Annotated in this window: 23 protein-coding genes; 8 read left to right on the top strand and 15 right to left on the bottom strand. The window is 51.5% G+C overall.

The genetic code is table 11. The annotated features are described in order from the left end of the window. Positions 1-59: 59 nt before the first annotated feature. Positions 60-908 carry a glucose PTS transporter transcription antiterminator GlcT gene (gene glcT / locus HCN83_RS05850; RefSeq protein WP_168005418.1) on the top strand — a complete coding sequence of 283 codons (849 nt, stop codon included), beginning with the start codon at positions 60-62 and terminating at the stop codon, positions 906-908. A gap of 176 nt (positions 909-1084) precedes the next feature. Continuing rightward, entirely contained in the window at positions 1085-3112 is a 2028-nt protein-coding gene (gene ptsG, locus HCN83_RS05845) for a glucose-specific PTS transporter subunit IIBC (RefSeq protein WP_168005416.1), read from the top strand. Between the two features lie 720 nt (positions 3113-3832). Here the strand turns inward: ptsG and hpf are convergent. Together hpf and cspD are read right to left on the bottom strand one after the other, a co-directional pair. Further along, positions 3833-4387, bottom strand: a complete 555-nt coding sequence (gene hpf / locus HCN83_RS05840) for a ribosome hibernation-promoting factor, HPF/YfiA family (RefSeq protein WP_168005414.1) — start codon at positions 4385-4387, stop codon at positions 3833-3835. Between the two features lie 198 nt (positions 4388-4585). After that, a complete protein-coding gene (gene cspD, locus HCN83_RS05835) occupies positions 4586-4783 on the bottom strand; it encodes a cold-shock protein CspD (RefSeq protein ID WP_168005412.1) in 198 nt (65 codons plus the stop codon). Positions 4784-5141: 358 nt separating this feature from the next. On the opposite strand from cspD, the gene HCN83_RS05830 reads away from it, so the two are divergent. After that, positions 5142-5537, top strand: coding sequence for a single-stranded DNA-binding protein (locus tag HCN83_RS05830; protein WP_168005410.1), 396 nt, complete (start codon positions 5142-5144; stop codon positions 5535-5537). Positions 5538-5543: 6 nt separating this feature from the next. Next, on the top strand, positions 5544-5786 hold the full coding sequence (locus HCN83_RS05825) for a hypothetical protein (RefSeq protein ID WP_168005408.1): 243 nt from the start codon (positions 5544-5546) through the stop codon (positions 5784-5786). 134 nt (positions 5787-5920) lie between these two features. Here HCN83_RS05825 and HCN83_RS05820 read toward each other — a convergent pair whose 3' ends face one another. Continuing rightward, positions 5921-6337, bottom strand: a complete 417-nt coding sequence (locus HCN83_RS05820; RefSeq protein ID WP_168005406.1) for a hypothetical protein — start codon at positions 6335-6337, stop codon at positions 5921-5923. After that, a complete protein-coding gene (locus HCN83_RS05815) occupies positions 6327-6773 on the bottom strand; it encodes a DUF2243 domain-containing protein (protein WP_168005404.1) in 447 nt (148 codons plus the stop codon). The genes HCN83_RS05820 and HCN83_RS05815 overlap by 11 nt, the downstream gene beginning before the upstream one ends. Before the next feature lie 188 nt (positions 6774-6961). Between HCN83_RS05815 and fdhF the strand changes: the two genes are divergently transcribed. The 3 genes from fdhF (at position 6962) to HCN83_RS05800 (ending at position 11771) form a co-directional block, all read left to right on the top strand. After that, positions 6962-9922, top strand: a complete 2961-nt coding sequence (gene fdhF, locus HCN83_RS05810) for a formate dehydrogenase subunit alpha (RefSeq protein ID WP_246238106.1) — start codon at positions 6962-6964, stop codon at positions 9920-9922. Beyond that, positions 9915-10406, top strand: a complete 492-nt coding sequence (locus tag HCN83_RS05805; protein ID WP_168005402.1) for a DUF1641 domain-containing protein — start codon at positions 9915-9917, stop codon at positions 10404-10406. Before fdhF ends, HCN83_RS05805 begins: the two co-directional genes overlap by 8 nt. Positions 10407-10487: 81 nt before the next feature. Next, positions 10488-11771 (top strand): L-lactate MFS transporter, encoded by a 1284-nt coding sequence (locus HCN83_RS05800; protein WP_168005401.1) that lies wholly within the window; start codon positions 10488-10490, stop codon positions 11769-11771. A gap of 68 nt (positions 11772-11839) precedes the next feature. On the opposite strand, the gene manA is transcribed toward HCN83_RS05800, so the two are convergent. Next, entirely contained in the window at positions 11840-12796 is a 957-nt protein-coding gene (manA, locus tag HCN83_RS05795) for a mannose-6-phosphate isomerase, class I (protein WP_168005400.1), read from the bottom strand. 202 nt (positions 12797-12998) lie between these two features. On the opposite strand from manA, the gene HCN83_RS05790 reads away from it, so the two are divergent. Further along, entirely contained in the window at positions 12999-14771 is a 1773-nt protein-coding gene (locus tag HCN83_RS05790; RefSeq protein WP_168005399.1) for a glycoside hydrolase family 13 protein, read from the top strand. 181 nt (positions 14772-14952) lie between these two features. On the opposite strand, the gene HCN83_RS05785 is transcribed toward HCN83_RS05790, so the two are convergent. The 10 genes from HCN83_RS05785 to HCN83_RS05740 all read right to left on the bottom strand — a co-directional run bounded on the left by HCN83_RS05785 (position 14953) and on the right by HCN83_RS05740 (position 23848). Further along, positions 14953-15267, bottom strand: a complete 315-nt coding sequence (locus HCN83_RS05785) for a DUF3243 domain-containing protein (RefSeq protein ID WP_168005398.1) — start codon at positions 15265-15267, stop codon at positions 14953-14955. A gap of 141 nt (positions 15268-15408) precedes the next feature. Beyond that, the gene (locus HCN83_RS05780; RefSeq protein ID WP_168005397.1) at positions 15409-16377 is read right to left on the bottom strand and encodes an alpha/beta fold hydrolase; all 969 of its coding nucleotides are present in this window, start codon (positions 16375-16377) and stop codon (positions 15409-15411) included. Further along, positions 16364-16765 (bottom strand): hypothetical protein, encoded by a 402-nt coding sequence (locus HCN83_RS05775; protein WP_168005396.1) that lies wholly within the window; start codon positions 16763-16765, stop codon positions 16364-16366. Before HCN83_RS05775 ends, HCN83_RS05780 begins: the two co-directional genes overlap by 14 nt. 110 nt (positions 16766-16875) lie before the next feature. Then, positions 16876-17319 (bottom strand): flagellar export chaperone FliS, encoded by a 444-nt coding sequence (fliS, locus tag HCN83_RS05770; protein WP_168005394.1) that lies wholly within the window; start codon positions 17317-17319, stop codon positions 16876-16878. Between the two features lie 122 nt (positions 17320-17441). Then, a complete protein-coding gene (locus HCN83_RS05765) occupies positions 17442-17786 on the bottom strand; it encodes a flagellar protein FlaG (protein WP_168005392.1) in 345 nt (114 codons plus the stop codon). 66 nt (positions 17787-17852) lie between these two features. Continuing rightward, complete coding sequence (locus HCN83_RS05760) at positions 17853-18206, bottom strand: hypothetical protein (protein ID WP_168005390.1); 354 nt, start codon at positions 18204-18206, stop codon at positions 17853-17855. Between the two features lie 23 nt (positions 18207-18229). Then, complete coding sequence (fliD, locus tag HCN83_RS05755; protein ID WP_168005388.1) at positions 18230-20008, bottom strand: flagellar filament capping protein FliD; 1779 nt, start codon at positions 20006-20008, stop codon at positions 18230-18232. A 134-nt stretch (positions 20009-20142) separates the two neighbouring features. Beyond that, entirely contained in the window at positions 20143-21060 is a 918-nt protein-coding gene (locus tag HCN83_RS05750) for a cation diffusion facilitator family transporter (protein WP_168005386.1), read from the bottom strand. Between the two features lie 13 nt (positions 21061-21073). After that, on the bottom strand, positions 21074-21643 hold the full coding sequence (locus HCN83_RS05745) for a TetR family transcriptional regulator (RefSeq protein ID WP_168005384.1): 570 nt from the start codon (positions 21641-21643) through the stop codon (positions 21074-21076). A 630-nt stretch (positions 21644-22273) separates the two neighbouring features. Then, entirely contained in the window at positions 22274-23848 is a 1575-nt protein-coding gene (locus HCN83_RS05740) for a flagellar hook-associated protein 2 (RefSeq protein WP_168005382.1), read from the bottom strand. Positions 23849-23875 lie beyond the last annotated feature (27 nt).

Below are 23875 nucleotides of genomic sequence, written 5' to 3'. Positions count from 1 at the left end.
ACTATAATAGGAACACTAACGTCACAGCAATATACCTTTAGAAGGAAGGAGGGAGCCTGATGCTGGCGGTGAAAAAAGTATTGAACAACAACGTCGTCATCGCCTCCCATCCGGATCACGAGGAGGTTGTGCTGATCGGCAAAGGACTTGGATTCGGCCGGAACCCAGGCGATGAGATCGCCGGCAGCCAGGCGGAAAAGTTCTTCGTGCTTCGGAACGAAACGGAACGTGAGCAGTATAAACAGCTGCTGACGTATATTGATGAAGACTTTATCGGACTGATGGAAGAAGAAATTTCCGGTCTCGAGGAAGCGTTCTCCTCGCGACTGAATGAGCACATCCACGTCGGGCTGACGGATCACCTGTATTTTGCCGTCAAACGGCTTCAGGAGGGCCACGGACTTACCAACCCGTTTCTGAAAGAAACTGAGCTCGCCTATCCGAAGGAATACCAGGCAGCGACTGCGATGGCAGAGCGAGTCGGGAACAGACTCGGCCTCCGCCTTCCGGAAGGTGAAATCGGATTTATCACGCTTCATATCCACAGTGCGCTGACGAACCGTGATTTATCGGTTGTAAACAGACATACGCAGCTCGTCAGCGAACTCGTCCGCCGGATTGAGACGTTTCTCGGCTTCGAGCTTGACCGACAGGATGTCAACTACCTGAGGCTCGTCAGGCATCTGCATCACGCGATCGAACGGGTGGAAACAGAAACGTATACAGAAAATCAGGATCCGCTGTTAAACGTGTTGCAAACGGAGTATCCGCTTTGCTATAATTTGAGCTGGAAACTGATGAAAGTCATGCAGCAGCGCCTGAACAAACACGTACCGGATGCGGAAGCCGTTTATTTAACGCTCCACATTCAGCGGATTTCCGGCGCGCAGCCTAATTCCATACGCTGATCGGCTTTTTCCGTGTTACTGGTGATGCAGGCATGAGAGAAAAGGACGACTGAAACACGTCGACAGGAGAGGACTATCTTCTGGCGGGGGTTCGGTTCCTTTTTTCTCATGCCTTTTTTGCGTTCAGCTGCATGCTTTCTATGGTTTATTATTCTTTTTTCAGGAGGTATTCTGCTATGTTTAAACGTTTTTTTGGCCAGCTGCAGCGAATCGGTAAATCGCTTATGCTGCCGGTTGCCATTCTTCCGGCCGCAGGTCTGCTGCTGGCGTTCGGTAACGCGATGCGCAATCCGAACATGATCAGCCTGATGCCGTTTCTGGAGAGCGATTTTTTCATCAGTCTTGCAACGATGATGGAAAATGCCGGCGGAATCGTTTTTGACAACCTCGCCTTAATCTTTGCGCTCGGGGTCGCCGTCGGTCTCGCCAACGGGGCCGGTGTAGCCGCTCTCGCTGCTCTCGTCGGTTTCCTTGTGATGAACGTGACGATGGGCGTCATGGGCGGTCTGACTGTTGAAGGCGTCCTGCAGTCAGAAGACCCGGCACACGCGCTCGTACTCGGTATTCCGACGCTGCAGACCGGGGTGTTCGGCGGTATTATCATGGGTGCTCTTGCTGCCTGGGCTTATAACCGCTACTACACGATCGAACTGCCCGCGTTTCTCGGCTTCTTTGCCGGCAAGCGATTCGTTCCGATTGTAACCGCATTTGCTTCATTCTTTGTCGGGATCGCATTGTTCTTTATTTGGCCGCCGATTCAGGAAGGGATGAACTCGGCTTCGCAGTTTTTAATGGAAGAAGCAATGACGGTCGCCGTCTTTTTCTTCGGCTTCATAAAGCGTCTGCTCATTCCGTTCGGTCTGCATCACATTTTCCATGCGCCGTTCTGGTTTGAATTCGGACAGTACACGAACGCCGCAGGCAACGTCGTCCGCGGTGATATGAACATTTTCTTTGCGCAGCTTCAGGATCAGACAGAACTTACTGCCGGACACTTTATGGCCGGGGAATTTCCGATTATGATGTTCGGCCTGCCTGCTGCGGCACTTGCGATGTACCACCAGGCGCGTCCGGAAAACAAGAAAGTTGTCGGCGGCCTGCTCGGTTCAGCTGCTCTGACTTCCTTTTTAACCGGGATTACAGAACCGATTGAATTTTCGTTCCTGTTTCTAAGCCCGCTGCTTTTCTTTATCCATGCGGTGCTTGACGGGATATCGTTTGTGATTCTTTACTGGCTGAACATCAATATGGGCTACACCTTCTCCGGAGGAGCAATCGACTTCTTCCTGTTCGGCGTCGTGCCGGGCCGTGAGCCCTGGTGGATCGTGATTATCGTCGGTCTCGTATTTGCCGTCATCTATTACTTCCTGTTCACCTTCATGATCAAGAAGTTTAACCTGATGACGCCGGGCCGTGAGAAAAACATGGACAACGGTGACTCGAAAAAGTCCGGTTCCGTCAGCGAGCTTCCTTACTCTGTATTGAAGGCATTTGGCGGCAAAGAGAACTTGTCTCACCTGGACGCCTGCATCACCCGTCTGCGCATCACCGTTAAAGACGTGGATCAAGTTGATAAAAATGAGCTGAAAAACCTTGGTGCATCCGGCGTCATGCAAGTTGACAAAAACATTCAGGCGATTTTCGGACCTCGCTCAGAGACGATCAAGAGTCAGATGGAAGATATCATCAGCGGCAAAACACCTGCTGAACCGGATTCAGCTCCGGAAGCTTCCAGCGGACCTGTTCTGTCCAGCGCTGCCGTTGCACTGCCGCTGAACGGTGAACTGAAAAAGCTCGAAGAAGTTCCGGATGACATGTTCGCTGAAAAAATGATGGGCGACGGTTTCGCGATTGAACCAGCTGATGGCACGGTCGTCTCCCCGGTTGACGGGAAAGTCGTGCAGCTGTTCCATACGAAGCACGCTGTCGGCCTCGAAGCTGAAGATGGTACAGAAATCCTGATTCATATCGGTATTGATACCGTCAATATGAAAGGCGAAGGTTTTGAAGCATTCGTGGAGCAGGGTGACACCGTCCGCGTCGGCGATGAGCTGATCCGCTTTGATCTGGATAAGGTGCGCAAGGAAGCCAAAGCTTCCATTACACCGGTTATTTTCACGAATTTAAGCGAGAAACAGCGCATTTTCATCCTGCGTGAAGGCTCGGTTAAACGCGGCGATACAGACGCCATTCGCATCGATTAATCTAAAAGCCGGTGATTCTCTGTTGCGGAGGATCGCCGGCTTCAAAGTGTTGATAAAGTCATTTTAGGTGAATAACGTTGCATCTGCCTGTATCTGCGGACACTCGCTTTCCGGAGGGAACGGCCTCAGCTAACCGCTTCCTCCTGCTGTCGGAAGCGCTGGATCTTCGCCTCGTTCTGATCCTCCAGGAGTCGAGCTCCTTCGATGCCGGCAGTTTGCAGTGCGTTTCACGTACTTGGATAGGACTGCACGATCGGCTTCCTTTCAGGATAGAACCTTCCCGATGAAACGTTTCGATGTTGAATAGGGGGTGTCCGTACTTTCTAGAAATCTTGATAAACGTAAAAAAGCAGTCACGTCTATCTGTGTGCCGTTGTTCTCCACAAGCAGAGTCGTTTCCTTGATGTGTCCGGCGGAGACGCCTGTGGAATCCGCGCAGTCTGAAGATCCTTTCTCAGGGGGCACCCTGAGAAATAGCTGAAGACAAGCCCACGGCAGGCTCGGTAAGCAGAGAGGAAATACAACCAAACAAATAAACATGTAAATTGAAAGACTTTTTCAACAGTCTGGGAGGTCCTCTCTTACAGAGGATCGCCGGCTTTATTACTATGAAAGGCTGTCCAAAAAGATACGGCGCGCGTGAACGGCGTATGAAAAAGCAAAGAAGCTGCCCCCGCTGAGAGGCAGCTTCATTCGTTTGTTATTCAGGTACAGCCGGGATCAGGATTCCGGTTCGATCAGCCCGTAGCGTCCGTCACGTCTTCTGTACACGACGTTCGTATCTCCGTTAACCGAGTTGGAGAACACGAAGAAGCTGTGACCGAGCATGTCCATCTGCAGAATAGCTTCTTCTGCATCCATTGGCTTCAGGTCAAAACGCTTCGTACGGACGATTTCAAAATCGTCGTCCGGGAATTCTTCATCCGCAAGCGGCTCGAGTTCATTTTTGAACATGAACTTCAGGCTGTCATCGCCGTTGCGGTATTTACGATTTACTTTCGTTTTATGCTTGCGGATCTGCCGCTCAAGCTTCTCAATTACGAGATCGACGGCAGCATACATATCTGCATGCTTTTCCTCCGCCCGAAGGAGGAGCTTCGGCATTGGGATCGTAATCTCCACTTTTTGCTCCTGATTAAGGACACTCATCTTCACGTGAACGTCAGATGAAGGTGTTGTATCGAAATAGCGCTCCAGTTTGCTGACTTTTTTCTCCACGTGGTCTCTCAGCGCATCCGTAATCTCCAGGTTCTCGCCACGAATATTAAAATTCATAAGCTAACAACTCCTTTCGGTTATACGTACATTATTCGCTGTACCCTCACGCTTCTCCTGCTGAAACATTCATTTTCTTCATAAATAATTAACAAAAACCTGCTGGGCGCCGAAGCGGATCCGCCCTCCTTTCCGCAGGTTCAGCTGGTAAAAAACGCCCCGTCTAAAAAGCTGTACGGGACGTCTGCTTATATACGGTTATTTTTTCACAACGTTGGATGCCTGCGGTCCCCTTGCTCCTTCGACGATGTCGAATTCGACTTCCTGGCCCTCATCCAGCGATTTATATCCTTCTTCATCGATGGCCGAATAATGAACGAACACGTCCTCCGACCCTTCCACTTCAATAAATCCGAATCCTTTTTCTGCGTTAAACCATTTTACTTTTCCGAGCATAGAATGATCCCATTCCCTTCGTAAAAAGTGAGCGGCTGCTCCGTCACCTACAATATATCAACCCGCCTCTGCTTCGTCAATGCTATTTGTCAGATAATTTCATCATCTTTCCGGAGTAGATTTACTTTTCAGAAAGCGTTCTCATTTTTAGTTCTTTAGACTCATTTTTATCTCTTTCATTTGTCATATTATTATTTTAGCACGTATTTTGATCCATTATTTTACTTCTGATTCAGTATTCATTATGGTGAAACAAGAAGTATTTACAACTCATTCATAAAGGAGGGCAGTCGTACATCGCAGTTTACAATCCAACATCCTATCCCACTACACCAACCAAGTTAAAGGAGCGACTATTATGCTGAATCAATTTATTTTTATCGGAAGAGTGGCCAAAACGCCTCATCATACAACGACCGCCAACGGTGCTTCGCTGACACGCTTTACGCTTGCCGTGAGACGTTCTTTTCGCAACAGCAAAGGCAGCTATGACACAGATTTTGTACAGATCGCCTGCTGGAACAAGCTCGCTGATCGTGTTGCAGATTACTGCGGCACCGGCTCCCTTTTGTCTGTAAAAGGCCGTATTCAGATGCGCCAGCTCGTCGTAAATGACGAAAAGCAGGTCTGGGTGCCTGACGTTATCGCTGACACAGTCACGTTTTTAAAGCTGAATAAGCTGGACGGGTCTTATGAGGAAACGACGATAGATGACTCATCTGAAGAATCCGTTCAGGAACAGACAGGGGTGTGACCGGACGTGACAGAGCTGGAGCTGCTGAAAGTAATTATCCGCCGGCTGTCCCGTCTCGAAAACCTGCTCTCATCCAAAGACGATATGGAGCTCATAACCGAGCAGCTTGATCATCAGTCTGATGCCATCCGCCATCTTCATGACAGCATGGCGGAAATGAAAGGGCTCGTCGATTCTCATCATATGGAAAACGTCAACTCAGACGACGTTCTGCTCCGCTCGATTCTGCAAAGCTCGGACAGAAGCTGATACACATCCTGCCTCTCACCCGTTCGCAGGAAACAGAAGAAGCCGCCCCGATGCGGCTTCTTTTTTGCATTTTATAGAGCTTTTCCGTTCTTGCTGCGTCCGATTATTCGTTAAAACACCTTATCGTCAGGGAACTATTTAATCGTGGCATTACTGCTGATATCGTATCCGCCGGTTGTCAGGATGCGATGCTCGTGATCAGCCAGAACAAGCGTGATTTCGGTTCCAGGGTCAAGCTCACCGAGAGCATACGGAAAGGCATAAACTCTCGCTTCCCGTTCGCCATTCACGTAAAGGTGCCCGTGTCCTCCGGGTGTCACCGCTTCATCTCTCGTAAAGCGAAAGTGCTCGGTTTCCTCATGAAGCAGGTAACCGCCTTCCGTTTCCTCCAGACGGATTATGAGTTCCGGCACTGGTTCTTCCGCTTCCACCGCCCTGTGGCTATGATTTTCTGTCAGGTGGCTGATGAAATGGCTGTTAGCCGTATGCCCATACAGCATAAGTCCCGCCGTACCAAAAATAATAAAGAAGCTGACGATTTTATAGGTCACGCTGCTTCACCTTCTTTCGAAGCAGGAAGCCTGCTCCGAGCAGGATGACCCCGCTTGCCAGAAAAGCCAGGTCGAACAAAAGCGGGTTTTCAGCTTCCGGATGCACCCGGTGAATCTGAAGGATATGATGATTGATGATCCCTTCCACCAGATTAAACAGGCCTCCTCCGATCAGGAATAAACCGCCCGCAGACATCCACGCACGTTTTGGTTCCTGCGGTTTACCGCTCAGCCAGAGCAGCAAAGCTCCTGCCATGATCGTCAGCGTTACAGCGAAATGAAACACCCCGTCACTGATAATCTGAACGTTTGTCGGCGCATCGTGAATGACGCTGTGCCACTGCAGAAGCTGATGAAAAACGATCCCGTCCAGTGCCCCCAGAAATCCGAACCCGAGCAGGAAACTCCCGATATGCATTTTTTTCTGATCCTTCATGTATCTCTCTCCTCTCAAAAATCGTTGTCATCCTATACACAGGATTTCGATTTCCGAAACGTCATCTAATGACCTATTATCATAGAATTATATTATTCAAAGAAACAGGTTTCCTGAAAGCGCTGACTGGGGAAAAGTGTAAGTATCTGAAAATTTCATACAATTTTATTTTAAGGGAGGAATCTGCATTGTCGAAGCAAGTCAGTGTACAAGTGAACGGAAAGCTCCATCAGGCTTCTGAAGAACAGACGGTGCTGCAGCATTTGAATGAACGCGGAGTGGAAGTCCCCCAGGTCTGCTACCATGAAGCGCTCGGCCCGATTAAAACGTGCGATGCCTGTATCGTGGAGGTCGACGGCGAGCTCGTCCGCTCCTGTGACACGAAAGTAAAGAAAGGTTCCCGGATCGATACGGTTCAGCAGGATGTGAAGGATGCCCAAGTCATTGCAATGGACCGCATTCTACATAACCATGAGCTGTACTGCACAGTGTGCGACTATAACAACGGTAACTGCGAAGTCCATAATGCCGTTAAGGACATGAAGATCGAGCATCAGACTATCCCGTTTGAACCGAAGCCGGAACCAAAAGACAATTCTCACCCTTATTACCGCTATGACCCGGATCAGTGTATTTTATGCGGCCGCTGCGTCGAAGCATGCCAAGACGTGCAGGTGACAGAAACGCTCCGCATCGACTGGGAACGGGACCGTCCGCGAGTTATCTGGGATAACGATGTGGCCATCAATGAGTCGTCCTGTGTTTCCTGCGGCCACTGTTCGACCGTCTGTCCGTGTAATGCGATGATGGAAAAAGGCATGGAAGGCAAAGCAGGCTATATGACCGGGATGGATCAAAAAACCCTTCGCCCGATGATCGAGCTGACGAAAAATGTTGAAACCGGCTATGGCTCCATTCTTGCAATATCTGACATGGAAGCTTCCATGCGCGACGCTAAAATTAAAAAGACGAAAACCGTCTGTACGTATTGCGGTGTCGGATGTTCATTTGATGTATGGACGCAGGGAAGAGACATTCTGAAGGTGGAGCCGCAGGAGGAAGCCCCGGCAAACGGGATTTCCACGTGTGTGAAAGGAAAATTTGGCTGGGATTACGTGAACAGCGAAGAGCGGGTTACGAAGCCTCTCATCCGTGAAGGATCCCGCTTCAGAGAAGGAACGTGGGAGGAAGCCTACAAGCTGATCGCCGAAAACCTGCGTTCGATCGAAAAAGAACACGGAAACGATGCGCTTGCCTTCATTAGTTCATCCAAAACGACAAACGAAGAGTCTTACCTGATGCAGAAGCTCGCGCGCAGTATTTTCAAAACAAACAACGTGGATAACTGCTCCCGCTACTGCCAGACGCCGGCAACGAAGGGATTATTCCGCACCGTCGGCTATGGCGGGGATTCCGGCAGCATCACCGACATTCAGCAGGCGGATCTCGTGCTCGTGATCGGCTCCAATACAGCCGAATCCCATCCTGTACTCGCCACGCGGGTGAAGAGCTCACAGAAGCTTCACGGTCAAAAGCTTATCGTCTCAGACCTGCGCCGACACGAGATGGCCGAACGTGCGGATCTGTTTCTGCATCCTCGCTCAGGCTCCGACCTCGTCTGGCTTTCTGCTGTATCCAAATACATTTTGGATCACAACATGGAAGACAAAGCATTCATCGATAAGCATGTCAACGGCATTGACGAATTCCGTGAAACGCTCGAAACGTACACGCTTGAGTATGCAGAGAAATATACCGGTCTCAGCCGCGAGGAGCTGATTCGGACGGCTGAAATGATCGCCGAAGCGGAAACGGTCTGCTCTCTCTGGGCCATGGGCGTCACCCAGCACCTCGGAGGCAGCGACACGAGTACGGCGATTTCCAATCTGATGCTGATCACCGGAAACTATATGAAGCCGGGAGCCGGCACGTATCCTCTCCGCGGACATAACAACGTGCAGGGCGCCAGCGATTTCGGCAGCATGCCGGATAAATTCCCCGGCTATGAATCAGTAGAAGACAGCGTAATCCGCCGCAAATATGAAGAGGGCTGGGGCACCTCCCTTCCGGAAAAAGCCGGCTGGAACAACCATGAAATGGTAGAGGCGGTTCATGACGGCAGACTGAAAGCGATGTACCTGAAAGGCGAGGACATGGGCATCGTTGACTCCAATATTAACTACGTGCATGAAGCATTCGAGAAGCTTGATTTCTTTGTTGTACAAGACGTCTTCTTATCCAAAACAGCTGAATTTGCGGACGTCGTGCTTCCGGCAAGCCCGAGCCTCGAAAAAGAAGGTACGTTTACGAATACAGAGCGCCGCGTGCAGCGCCTTTATCAAGTACTGGAGCCGCTAGGGGACTCGAAACCGGACTGGAAAATCATTATGGAACTCGCAAATGAGCTGGGTGCAGACTGGAACTATTCGCATCCTTCTGAAATCATGGCGGAGTCCGCTTCCCTTGCACCACTTTTTGCAGGTGTCTCCTATGACCGTCTCGAGGGTTACAACAGCCTGCAGTGGCCGGTTGCCGAAGACGGCACCGATACGCCGCTTCTCTTCAAGGAAGAGTTCCCGTTCCCGGATGGTAAAGCCCGCCTCTTCCCGGTTGACTGGTCCGTTCCGCTTGATTTTGGAGAGGAATATGATCTGCACATCAACAACGGACGACTGCTGGAGCACTTCCATGAAGGCAACATGACGTACAAAGCGGAAGGCATTACGAGTAAAACGCCAGGCGCGTTTCTTGAAGTGTCTCCGGAGCTTGCAGAGGAGCGAGGGATTGAAGACGGTTCGTTTGTCAAACTGACCTCTCCGTACGGCCAGGTGAAGGTATCCTGTATCGTAACAGACCGGGTGCAGGGCAAGGAGCTGTACCTTCCGATGAACGACTCCGGCTCGTCAGCTGTTAACCAGCTGACGAGCAGCTACGCCGATAAAGACACCGACACGCCGGCCTATAAGGAGCTATCCGCCAAGATGGACGTGCTGAAGCCGAAGGGCGAGAGCCCGCTTCCGCGCACGAACCATCGTTACGGCAATCCTCAGCCGCAGATCGGGGTCAATGTTGAAGCAAAATGGCAGCGCAAAGATTACGTGTTCCCTGGAGATGTAGTGAGAAGGAAAGGGGCGAAACCGAATGGCTAGACCGATTCGTGACATTGAACCTGCTCCGCTCTCAGCTGAAACGCAGCGTCAGAAAGACCTGGAGGAAGTGGAACAGGCACTCGCTGATAACAAGGAAGCGGTGCTCGGTGCGATTGATCTGATGAACAACCTCCATAAAAACGGCATCACCCGGATCGCAAACGGTCTTGTGTCAGAGGGCGATAAAGTGCTTGAGATCATCGTTCAGGAGATTTCAAAAGATGAAAACACGAATGCGCTTCGCAACATGCTGCTGATGGTCGGCGTGCTCGGTACGATTGACATGCGTAAAATCGAGCCGCTTCTGCTGAAGCTGAACAACGGCATCGAGCGGGTTGCAGAAGACCCGGATCCGGATGAAAAAACGGGCTATTTCGATCTCGCCAAAAAGCTGAAGGATCCTCAGATCAATCGTTCCCTGACGATTTTGATGCGCTTTTTAGAAGGCATGGGCCAGGAAACGAAGGATCAGGAGCGCAACTAAATGAGCCTGAACCGGGCGGAGGGACACCGCGTTCCCTTCCGCTCGTTTTTTTCAGACAACCGTTCAAAGGAGTGAATAAGCATGGCAGCAGAAACATCCAAAAACCGCTGGCTCATCGCAGCGGCGGCAGTTGGCATTCATATATCCATCGGTTCCGTTTATTCATGGAGCGTATTCTCCAATCCGATGAACGAAACGTTCGGCTGGAGTCTGACGGCGATCTCGATTACATTCAGTATTGCGATCGCCTTTTTAGGTCTGTCGGCCGCCTTCATGGGGCACTTCGTCGAAAAGTACGGACCGCGTGTTTCCGGGCTTGTTTCCACCGCTTTTTTCGGAGTCGGCATGATCGGATCCGGTCTGTCCGTCCAGCTCGAATCGCTGTGGATGCTCTATTTCTTTTATGGGGCAATGGGTGGCTTCGGTTTGGGTGTCGGCTATATCACGCCGGTATCGTCGCTCGTCAAATGGTTTCCGGACCGCCGCGGACTTGCGACCGGCATGGCGATTATGGGCTTTGGTTTCGCTTCGTTGATTGCAAGCCCCGTTATGCAATACTTAATTGGTGCCTTCAGCATCGCGGCAACCTTTTATATTCTCGGTGTCGTTTATTTTGTGATCATGCTCATTTCGTCCTTGTATCTCGCCAAACCGCCGGAAGGCTGGAAGCCAAAGGCGATGCGGGAAAAAGAAGAGAGCGGCGAGCAGTCTGAGAAAAAAGACCTTGCCTTTCTCACTGCGAACGAATCGGTTAAAACACGGCGCTTTTACCTGCTTTGGGTGATGCTGTTTATTAACGTCACCTGCGGAATTGCCATCCTGTCCGTTGCTTCGCCGATGGGTCAGGAAATTGCCGGTCTTTCTGCAGCAGCGGCTGCGACGATGGTTGGGATTATGGGCTTCTTTAATGGAGCAGGGCGTTTAGCCTGGGCATCTATTTCCGACTATATCGGACGACCGAACGTCTACACCGCTTTTTTCGCAATTCAGATCGTCTCGTTCATTGTGCTTCCGAGCTTAACCGATGCGCTCATTTTCCAGGCCGTCCTGTTTCTTATTATGACATGCTACGGCGGTGGGTTTGCGTCGATTCCGGCCTACATCGGTGATATTTTCGGTACGAAGCAGCTCGGTGCCATTCACGGCTATATACTCACTGCATGGGCTGCAGCAGGTCTCGTCGGACCAGTCGTTGTTTCCTGGCTCCGTGAAGTGACGGAAAGCTACGCGCTGACGATGTATATTTTTGGCGGGATGTTCGTCATCGCCTTATTTGCCTCCATCCTCATCCGCGCCGACATAAAGAAACTGAAGGAAAAGCAAGGAAGCGAAGAGTACGCAGAAGCGTCCGGAAGCAGCAGCTGATACGAAAAAGGTGCCCGATCATTTTCTGATGCGGGCACCTTTTCTTATTCGTGCAGCGTTTTACTTGCTCAGGCTGATTCACCAGGCTCAGCAGCGATCAGCTCAAGCGTACCGGCAAAAACAGGCTGCTCCTCCCCTGCTGTGACGACGAAGTGATCTCCCTTTTGGACGGGCATTTTCTCGTCGTTTAACAGGACATAGCCTTCTCCGTCAATGACCGAGATCAGCTGATACGACGCTTTTTTTGCCAGCGCAGTTTCCGATTCGACTAGGGCTCGGCGAACTGTAAAGTACGGAGCCTCAATTAAGGTCTCAATCGTCGCACCGGCTGTCTGTTCCGTTGTACGTGGAGGGGTTTGATCCTCATGAGGCACCATCGAGCAGGCGATCGAATCCTCCAGATGCAGCTCCCGCAGCTCGCCGTCCTGACCGGGACGATCGTAATCATAGAAGCGGTAGGTAATATCCGAGCTTTGCTGGACCTCCAGCAGCGTGATCCCACCGCCAATAGCATGCACCGTCCCACTCGGAACATAGACGAAATCCCCCGCCTTTACGTTAACGCGCCGAAACAGCTTGTTCCATTCCCCTGCTTCTGCAAGCTCCTGGAGCTCTTCTCTTGTGGCAGCGTGATGACCGAGCACCAGCTCTGCACCGGGAGCGGCATGTACAATATACCAGCACTCCGTTTTTCCGTACGCCCACCCTTCCTTTTCCCTCGCGTAATCGTCGTTCGGATGCACCTGTACAGATAAATCATCGGCCGCGTCAAGCAGCTTTACAAGCAGCGGAAAGTCACCGTTCTGCTGTCCGAACAGCTCTGGTTTTTCACTCCAGAGCGTGGACAGCGGCATCCCGTCATACGGGCCTCCCTGTACTTCAGTCGCTCCGTTTGCGTGCCCGGAAATGCCCCAGCACTCTCCTGTATTGTTTTTCGCTTCCCTATATCCGAAACGGTCCCGTAAAGCAGACCCGCCCCATATTTTCTCTTTGAATACCGGCTTCATTTTCAGCAATTGTGTCATGGCAACCTCCTGATTGAATGTCCATGGACACACCTTTGTACCCATGCTATACTGGCGGTGCAACCGCTTTTTTATTCGTCCGTTTGTGCAAACGATTGCACTTATTTATTGCGGATGACCGGCACGACGTCGTGCACTGATACTTATTGTAGCGGATACGGGAGGCGCTGCCTACCCGCTCTGCGGACAGGGAGGAACCGATATGCTGCTAGAAGCAATCTACCACCAGCCAAAATCGCAATATGCATACGCCTATGATCATGAAACACTGCACATTCGAGTTCGTACGAAGAAAGACGATATGGACCGGGTTTCCGTCGTCTGGGGAGACAAATATGACTTCCATGAGGAAACGATCCGGACGTCAGAAATGAACGTTTTTGCCCGTGATACGATGTTTGACTATTATGAAGTGGAAATCAAACCGCCGTTTCGGCGCTTTGCCTATGCCTTTAAATTTGAGAAGGGCGACAGAACCGTTTTCTGGAACGAGACCGGCTTTAAAGAAGACTCGCTTCATTCCGGCGGTGTCGGCATGCTCTGGTCGCCGTCGGGCATGTTTGAATTCCCATTTTTAAATACGATCGATGTTTTCACTCCGCCTGAGTGGGTGAAAGACGCCGTGTTTTATCAAATTTTCCCGGAGCGGTTTGCTAATGGAGACGCATCCTTAAATCCGCCCGGCACAGAAGCATGGACTCCTGACGCTGTGCCGACACGCGACAACTTTTTCGGCGGCGACCTGCAAGGGGTCATCGACAAGCTGGACTATCTGGAAGAGCTCGGCGTGACGTGTATCTACTTCACACCGTTTTTCGAAGCGTTTTCCAATCATAAATACGATACGATCGATTACTTAAAAGTCGACCCGCAGTTCGGTGATAACGAAACCGCGAAGCGGCTCGTTGATGAAGCACACGCGCGCGGCATCCGTGTCATGCTCGATGCTGTGTTCAACCATTCCGGCTACTATTTCCCACCGTTTCAAGACGTGCTGAAAAACGGAGAGAAATCACGGTTCCGCGACTGGTTCCACATCCGCGACTATCCGCTAGCAGAAGATCCGCTCAACTATGATACGTTCGGCTTCGTCGCCCAGATGCCGAAGCTGAACACGGAGCATCCGGAAGTGAAAGCGTATCTGCTTGAGGTTGCCCGTTACTGGATTGAGGATATCGGCGCAGACGGCTGGCGCCTTGATGTCGCCAATGAAGTAGACCACCGCTTCTGGCGGGAGTTCCGGGATACCGTGAAGAAAGCGAATCCGGATGCCTATATCCTCGGTGAAATCTGGCACAATTCGCTCGCTTGGCTTGGCGGCGACCAGTTCGATGCCGTCATGAACTATCCGGTCACCAACGCGATTCTCGACTTCTTTGTCAAAGAAGAAATCGACGCCGCGCACTTTATGGGCCGGCTTGACGCCATGTTGATCTCCTATCCGCGCCAGGCAAACGAAGCTGCGTTTAACCTGCTCGATTCCCATGACACGCCGCGCCTGCTAAGCATTGCAGAGGGCGACAAAGAGCGGATGAAGCTCGCTGCTTTGTTTCAGCTGACTTACATGGGCGCGCCGTGCATTTATTACGGCGATGAAGTCGGCATGGACGGCGGCGCCGATCCTGGCTGCCGACGCCCGATGGTCTGGGAGGAAGATCACCAGGATCAGGAGCTGCTTTCGTTTTATCAGACCCTCATCTCGCTGCGGCGCAGCCACCGCGCGCTCCGTGACGGCTCCTTCCGCTTTATCTCCGCGGAATCCGGCAGCAGCGTGACGGCCTACGAACGCGCAGACGACATGTCCCGTTTCGTTATCGCAGCGAACGCTGGCACAAAGCAGGAAAAAATTGAGCTAAGCGACCTCGGTCAAGGGACATTTCGAAGCCTTGAGGACGATACGCTTTACGAATTGAAAAATGGGAAGCTGACCTTAACACTCGTGCCGCTGCAGGCGGTCGTGCTGAAAGAGCAGTAACCACTGATCCGCATCTTCCGTTGACGAAGATGCGGATATTTTAGCAGAATCAGCCTGGATCCCAACTGGCTGGTTTGGATGTCCGGTTTGCAGATCGTGAGTAAAATTACGGATGCCATTACCGAAAGCATTCCATGAAAAAAAAGCTCCGGATCGCATTGATCCGGAGTTTTTTCCTGCTTTATGCGTTGCCTTCTTTTTGCGCGAGACGGACGAGCGTGCGGGCGATGTGCCGCTTTTCTTCTTCTTCCGCGACCTGCCACATTTCCTGCAGCAGCTTCTCTTCCGAGTTACGCGGCTCTTCGTGGTTCTTCAAGTATTCAGCCACGCGCTCGGCACCTTTTGCGAGCTGCTCTTCTCCGAGACCAAGCTTCTCGCCGCGATTCACCTGCTTGTTTAAATAATCGAGAAATCCTTGAAAGCTGTCGAGAATTTCCTGTTTTTTCTCTTCGGACGTATGGTCAAGCTTTTCTTCTGCCTGTTGTTTTGGATCCATGTGATAACGCCTCCTCTAATATAGTGTGTACGAAGGCTATTTCACGAATCGCCATATTCTCAACCCCATAATCAGGATTTTATGTAAATCCTTTTCATAGTAAAAAAGGTAATCCTTACTCTCCCTTGTTGTCTCCTCCTTTTACCTGCCCGTTAAAAACGTGAAAATCCGGTCCCGCATGCCGGGCAGCGCTTCATGGGCAAAATCCGGATAGAGCACGATCTCTTTTTCCGACGTGATTTTATTGTAGGCAGCAAACTGCGACGACGGCGGACAAACCGGATCAATCAATCCGGTTCCCATTAAGACAGGTGCCTGAATCCGGTCAACCAGATGCTGAATGTCAATATAGCCGAGGCGCTCAAAAAAGGAATCCCGTTCCGCATGCACCGGGTCGAAGCGGCGGAAGTAGCGGCGGATATCCTGATAGGCTTCCACGTCCAGATCCATTTCCCAGACACGCAGGTAGTCCGATAAAAACGGATACACCGGCGCTGCGCGCTTTACACGAGGCTCCAGCGCCGCACAAGCAACCGCGAGCGCCCCGCCCTGAGACCAGCCGGTCACTGATACGTTCGTTTCATCGATATCCTCCCGTGCCATTACGAGGCGGGCGAGCTGAACGGTGTCGAGAAAAATGTGGCGGAACAACAGCTCATCTTCCCCATCCTGCATGCCTCTCGTAATATGACCCTGCAATGTGTTGCCGCTTACGCCTCCGGTATCCTCCGATAATCCACCTTGACCGCGGACATCCATCGAAAAAACGGCCCGGCCGGCAGCGGCAAACGCTGCCTTTGACGTCCAGTCACCGGCATTCATGCTGTACCCGTGAAACTCCAGCACGGCCGGCAGCTTCTCCGCCCCCGCAGGCGGCTGATGCGGGATAATGGCTTTGACATGAATCTGCGCCCCGCGAACGCCGGTAAACGTCAAGTGTCGGCACGTGGCAAACGGAAATTGAAACGATGCCTCTTCTTCTTTTACGTCAGCCTCAATGGCCTCAAGCTCTGCGAGTGCCCGCTGCCAGTAATCGTCAAAATCAGCTGGCTTCGGATTTCTTCCTTGATAGGCGTAAAGCTCCTCAAGCGGCATATCAATGACCGGCATCAGTATCATCTCCTGACGTAGAATAAAGAGCTGCGGTATCCTGCCACGTTTTCAGTGCAGGAATAAACTGCTCGTGTAAAAATTGCATTTTTTCCGCTGTCGTCCATTCTTTTTCCGTAATCGCTGCCGCTTCGGTAACCGCATGATGAAATATAGTCAGACGATTGAGCGCGCTCTTTTCTGATCCGAAGATCGAGAACATCGTCATATTCTCCGGATTGTACGGAATCAGTCCCGTGCTGACAGAGGCGAGCAGCCTGTCTGCGATATCGTCATCCCCCTGAATGTAGCATTCTCCCGCATAAACAGCGGATTCCTGTACTTCCTGCAACAGGCTCGTGTACTGCTTTAAAAACACTTTCTGCTTCTCGTTCAGCTGAACAGGCATGAAGGGCCACTCCTTTCAAACGTCATCTTCTTCAGTTTAGCACGGCAGCCCTTATAAGAAAAAAAGAACACGAACCGGCTGAGCGGTTGTGTTCTGCGATATGTTATAAGTCAGCGTTTTGCTCCCGCAGCTGCATACGCACTGCCAGCTGCTTTTGAAATGCCGCCGGAACCGTGCCGTGCACGCCGGTCCATCTGAATGACTTCCTTCCACGTATCACGGAAATCCGTCACAAATCCCGCCGCTTCAGCAAGCGCCTCGCGGTCGTTCTTCGTATTGGCATCAATCAGCTTGGCGAGAATGAAATCATACAGCTGCATCATGCCCTGACTGACGTTTACGCTTTGATCGAGTGTTACCATGAGCTCGCGGATGATGTTTTGCGCCTTTACCAGATTCGTATGGCGGTCCTCTGTGCTGCCTGCTTCCATTGCGGCATCGGCTCGCCTGATGAACTTCAAGCATCCGTCGTAAAGCATGAGCGTCAGTTCTCCCGGTGATTTCGTTTCGATCGATGTTTGTTTATATGCAGCATATGGATTGTTTGCAGCCATACAGTATGACACCCTTTCTTTCTGGTAATAGACTTCCACTGTTCATATCGGTACATCCGGTGGAAAGGTTTAATGTATTTGCCTGTCAAAAAGAAAAAGAGGAGCCGCAGTCTCCTCTCTTCTCACACTTTCCGGTCGAACAAAAGACCCGCAAACTCCAGCATCGAAGAAATCATATCAAGAAATTCCTCCGGCGGCAGTTCCCTGACGACTTCATCCGTTTCCCGGTCAATGATTTTGACCATCGTCCTGTCCAGCGTGTCGTGCTGTTCAAACTTTAAGGAACGCTCTTTCATGATCGAAAGCTCGTTCATGCCCTCGAGGCTGCGGTCCAGGTTTTCCTGAGACCATGGCCCTGCTTCTGTACGTCCTTGTGGAGCAGATACGGGCTGCTGCGGCAGCTGTTTCTCCTGATGTATCAGGGCAGAGCGGTTCGGCACCGCGCTTCGGCCTGTGTGCACTTCCATGTGCCAACACCTCACTTTTCCGATGGTACATCGTTTATATCGGACGAAAGGCTCATATGTGAAGGTTTATTTCTTGGAGTCGACGAAAACCCCGTCCGGTGTCGGTCCGCTGTACGGATTTTCGTACTGCACGGCCCGTTTCCGCTGTTCATGGGAGCGGATATCTTTTTGAATCAGTGATTTACCGGATTCCAACTCCTTAGCAATTCCCTTGGAAAGCCGGATTATTTCCCGGGCAATACGTGTTTCTGCTTCTGATTCCGGCGGTCTGACGCCGTCCATATAGTGCTCCCGACGCTCCAGCAGCTCGTTGACCGTTTCAATATACGTATCACGCGCTTCGCCGTCCTTCGGCATCGGCACCGTGACGTGATCATAAAGTGCTTTCGTCGTTTCGTACAAGCTGCGCAGCTGTGCCATCCGTTTCTCTCCTTTAATTCCGTTTACATACCGTTAAACATTTGCGCAAAGAAGGTCTCTGCCTGTGCATTCGCTTTTGCGACTGCTTTTTCCATCGCGGTGAACTGGGACCAGTACCGCTGCTCTACCTGCTGCATGCGGCGTTCGAAAGCCGACATTCGGTCTTCAATATTATTGATTTCCCGGCCGAGCGTAAACTGCTGATTGACCGTCCGGCCCCGAAGTCCTCCGGCTCGTCTGGAAATCGATTCGATCATGCCGTTGGCGCTGTCTCGCAGCCGCCTTGCCAGTCCCTTTTCTGATTCAGCGGCTCCATCTGCCGCGAAAAGCTGATAAACGCCCTCCGCATCCTGTTCAATGGCAGCCCGCAGCCGATCCTCGTTGATTTCCAGCTTGCCGCCGTTTCGGAAATCAGACGTTGTCGTGATACCGATTTGCGCCAGCTGCCTGAACTCAGAGCCGGTACCCTCCACGTTGGAATACATCTGCACCCGGAAGCGGTCCATTCCGCCTCGTAGAATGGAGTCGTTTCGGAGCAGGCCGCTCATCGCCTTTTCATCCCAAAGCTCGGCTTCCCGCTCGGTTAAATCGCGTCGCTCTTCTTCCGTCAAAGGCGGAAAGTCACGGAATGCTTCTTCGGAGATACGACCCTGCATGAGATCAATCAGTTCATTGTATTCGTCCACAAATGCTTTTATCGTATCAAAGACCTTATCTGTGTCACGCTGAACGGTCAGGCTCACGTCTCTGCCGCTGAACGTTTCGTGGAGCGTGATCGCCATACCGTTAACGCTGAACGTATTCGACTGCCGGTGTGTCTCCAGTCCGTTGATCGTAAACACGGCGTTCGTGCCGGTACGCTCATTCGCTTCATCCAGCTTGAGCGCCTCGCGAAAAAAAGATCCGCTGAACGTCATTTCAGCGCCGCCCTCGTTATAAATACCGGTCTCATCCCGGACGATTGACACCCGGTCCGTCCCGGTATCATAAAAAGCACTCACTCCGACCTTTGAGCGGTTCATCATCTGCATGACATCGTTCATCGACTGGTCACCAGTGATGAGAAAACGGTCCGTCACCGTCGAGCCGTCCTTTGCCTTCGTTTCGATGCTGTTCATGGAAAACAGATCCGTTCCGTTCTCATCTTCTCTTGCAGAAACGACCTCGACGCGGGCATTGCGGGCAAGCTCCTGTCCGAATACGAGACTGTTCGTCTCCCGGTCAAGCATCACCTGTGTAGCGGTAAGCTCGCCGTCAAAGCCTTCCTCCACCACTTTGTAGGAAACACCGTTTACCCGCACGACCGTCGACTCCGGATTTCCCAGCTCGCGGTTCAGGCTGATCGACGACTGCGACTGCTGAACCGTAATTGTTTCACGGTTGACGACGCCCCGTGTCCATACGTTTTCTGCATCCAGCTGCTGCTCGCTCAGCTTGCCTGAAACAGACAACTGCTCGCCGACACGGCTTGTGCTGGCGTTTGATGCTGCGGTCGCCAGTGATTTCACTTCCGTAAGCCTCAGCGAGCCTTCCATCGTGGATGAACTCCCTGCAGCCGTCACGAGCGATGGCTGTGAGCTGACGATTTTATTCGCCATCATGGTCGAGCGTCGCATCACGTTATCAAACGTATTGTTCCGGAACTGATCGAGCTTCACGTTAATTTCCCGGAATTGATCGATCCGCCACTGCGTCTGCGTTTTGCGCTGCTCTAATTTATTGAGCGGCATCCGTTCTGCCTTCATTAAATCCTGCACCATCTGATTGATATCCATCCCCGTTGCAAAGCCACTGAGCCGCATATGCCTCACTCCTCATGTTCTATTCGGTTGTTATTTGGTTGTTATGCTGTTGTCAGTATGATCCTCTTCTAACTATATCGGATAAAAAAAGAAGCGCGTTCAGCGCTTCTCGTAAAAACAGGACTATCTGCCCTTTATTCATCAAGTGCCCAGTGACGATCGGCCATAAACGAGACCGTCAGCCATTTTTTCGGGGCAGCTCCGGTCAAAACCGAGGACAGCTTGCTTCGCATTTCATCCTGCTTCGTCAACGAATTCAGGGGGCTTGTTTCCGGTGCAACGATGTCAATCTCTACCCAGATGGTGCGCCCTACCTTCGTCATTCGCAGAAAACTTTCTTCTACGCCGTATTCGCCGGCAAGCTCCTGAAGGGTTTCCTCCATCCGGCTTCGCACTGCGCCGTCCGGACTCATCTCGAGTACTTCCTTCAGCGCCGCCCGCATTTCCTTCAGTGGAAACTTTAAAAAGTAGAGCGACACGAGCAGAACCATCAGCGGGTCGACATATGGAATAAAGGCCGGGAACCACTGGAATACGTCCAGCACGAATGCAACGAGAAATCCGGCAAATACGCCGGTGCTCACAAGCGTATCCATGAGCCACTGGTTCGATTCCGCCTTCAAAAGAGCAGACTCCGAGCGTTTCGCGCGTTTGTGCAGATACATCGTAACCGCCCCGCAGGCGAGCAGCCCAACAAACGAATACGCGAATGCCGGTCCAACCTGCATGTCACGCCCGCCCTGAAACAGCGCCGTCACCGCTGCGGCGGCTGAGCCTGCAATCAAAATAAGAATCACCGTATATTTAAACAGGACGACGAGCGGCTCCACAATATCTTTCCCAAACGGATACCGCTTCCAGTCGCTTTTTGCCATAAACGCTGCCGCCATAAGTGACACGTAGGAAAGCGCCACGCTGATTAAAGAGTATAGTCCGTCAAACAAAATCATCTGGGACTGAAACAGCATACCGAGTACGATGCCGGCACCAGAAAAAAGGATGGCTGCAGCCACAGACATCCAGAGAATATTCTTTTCTTGTTTCAAACTCACGTTTTTCACCTCATTAAATTGTAAGCGCACGGACGAGCATCCGCTTCAGTTCCGCTTCTGCAGTCGTCCGGTCTTCTGTTACCGCCCGGGATAAATAGTGGGCTTCTGCTGCATGCTCAATCAGGCCGACCGTATTATTCACGGCCGCCTTCAGCTCAAGCTCTGTCGTGATTCTGCCAGCCCGCTGCAGTTTGGAGAACTGCGATTCGAGCCAATCATAGTAGGGCCGGTAAATCTCATCCCACCGCTCAAACGAGTAGTACATCGAGATCCCGCTGTAGCAAAAGCTGATATAATCCCGGAATTCTTCTGTAATTGTAAACGTCACGTCAATCATCGTTTCCACTAGCGTCTCCAGCGTTTCTGCATCCCCACGCGCCTGCATGCGGGCAAGCTGCTCATCGAGAATGCGTGCTGCGATTGCCGGCACGAGCTCGTTTTTTGAAGCAAAGTAATTGTAAAAGGTGCCTTGAGCGACGCCCGCTTCTTTCACAAAGCGCGACACCGACGCTTTATCAAAGCCTTCGCGGCGGATCACATTCATCGCCGCTTCGAGCAGCTGGTCATAGGTTGTCTGCTTCATATCCGCCTCCTGATTTTCAACCGAATAAGTGACTGACAGTCAGTCACTTTCTATCCATAGTTTAGCACGGCGCATATTTTTCGTCAAACGGTCCCACGCATGGTTTATATTCAGACTTTAGAGAAGCTTGCAATAATAAGCCGGTTTCTTGTTACGTATATATTTTACACTTACGGTTGGACGCTTTCCGGAGGGAACGCGCTCAGCTAATCCCTTCCTCCTGACGTCGGGAGCGCTGGATCTTCGCTACGTTCTGATCCTCTCAGAGTCGCCGACCTTCGCTTCGACATTCAATGCTAATAAGTTCCCCTCGACTACACACGAACCGCACATAAGCTTTATATTAGAATCTAACGTTTTCTTATTATTGCTTCATAACAAATGAGGCTTACTTTTCATTTGAAATAATTTCACACGAAACTCCCCTTCATCCTGAATTTAATTTAGGGATATTTACAGTTATTACAATGCAAAAAAAACAAACCCTAAATGACCGTCGAACAACTGAGAGTCATTTAGGATTTGCTATCGTTTTACAGGATCCTTCAATATCTTTGCCTAAAATACAAATTATACCATTTAGATAGTTTCATCTTATCCGTATCGTTTTCAAAATCAGCAAACTCTCATTTACTGCATCTGCATGCCGCCGAGTGACGACATCAGCTGTTCCGCCTGGGCATTCGCTCGTGCCATGGCCTGTTCCATCGCTGTAAACTGGCGCCAGTGACGTTCTTCCACCTGCTGCATGCGGCGTTCGAAGTTGGTGATCTGCTCTCCCTGTTGCTCCAGCTCCCGTCCGAGTGTAAACGTCTGGTTAGAGGAGATATCGGTTCGGCCGGCGCGTTCACCGATTTGGCCGATCGTCCCGCTCAGCGTGTCGCGGAGGCGGCGGGCTATGCCCTGCTCTTCACTCGTTTCACCGTCTGCGGCAAACAGCTGCTGGACGCCTTCCGGATTTTCAGCAATCTGACGGCGCAGCTGCTCTTCGTCCACTTCCAGCAGTCCTCCCATCTGGTAATCGGATGAAGTCGTGATGCCGATCTCCGTAATCTGGGACAGATCACCGGTGCCTTCTACCGGCTCGTAAAACTGCATCCGCATTTGGCTGAGCGCACCGGTTAAAATGGAATCACGGCGCAATAGACCACTGTTGGAGCGCTCTTCCCACATCTCAACTTCCGATTCCGTCATATCGCGGCGCTGCTCGTCCGTAAGGGGCGCGTAGTCCCGAAAGTACTCTTCGGACGTTTTTTCCTGCACGCCGGCGACCATTTCATTGTAGTCATCGACAAATGCCATCACGGTATCAAACATTTTCTCCCCGTCAGAAGCGACCGATACCGTCACCGGTCCTGCTGTCTCATTTTGCAGCGAAAACTGCACCCCGTTAATTTCAAACTGATTGCTCTGCCGTTCCATTTCCGTCAGCCCGTTCATCGTAAATACGGCGTTTTCGGCTTCTTCCATAACGGCATGTGCCGGATCAAAGCCGAACATCGAGGAAAAAGCGTTCTCAGCCGTTTCTGTAAACGTCTCCTCATCGCCTGTGCCGAACCGGATTTCCGAACCGGTTTCATTGTAAACGCCTGTGTCCGTCCGCTGCATCGACATCTGGCCGGAGAACTCATCATAGAACGCCTGCACGCCGATCCCGGATCCGTTGATATCCTGAAGCAGGTCATCCAGCGTCGTCGTATCGTCAATCGTAAACGAGCGGACATGCTCCTCTCCTTCCTCATTCGTCACGGCAATCGCAAACGCTCCTGTCTCAAAGCCGGCTGCGAGCTCATCTGCCTGATCCGCCAGTGCAAGCTGACGGTCCAGAGAGCCGCCTTCGCGGATAAACGATCCGTCCGTACTGCCTTCCAAAAACGATGCCTGCGTTTCAGCTTTGGCAAGTGAAATATCCGAAAGCGTATACGTCCCCTCCGGTGTACCGGCCCCTGCCGAAACAGAAACCGCTGCTTCATTGGAGCTCGCCGCTTCCATCGCGCGCATGTTCGAGCTTCGGAGGACGCCGTCGAACGTATTGTTTCGAAACTCGGAAAAACTCCGGTTCATCGTCCGGTATTCGTCAATTTTAAGCTGAAGCTCTGCTGCGTTCTGCTGCATCGGCTCGAGCGGCTGCCGCTCTGCCCGCATCAGGTCCTGTACCATTTGATTGATATCCATGCCGGAAGCAAACCCCGTCATTCTGTTCATGCCATCCATCTGCTCACCCTTTCTTCA

The sequence above is a fragment of the Alkalicoccus luteus genome (assembly GCF_012034335.1).
Classification (GTDB): Bacteria; Bacillota; Bacilli; order Bacillales; family Salisediminibacteriaceae; genus Alkalicoccus; species Alkalicoccus luteus_A.
This window is presented reverse-complemented; position numbering and strand designations above follow the sequence as displayed.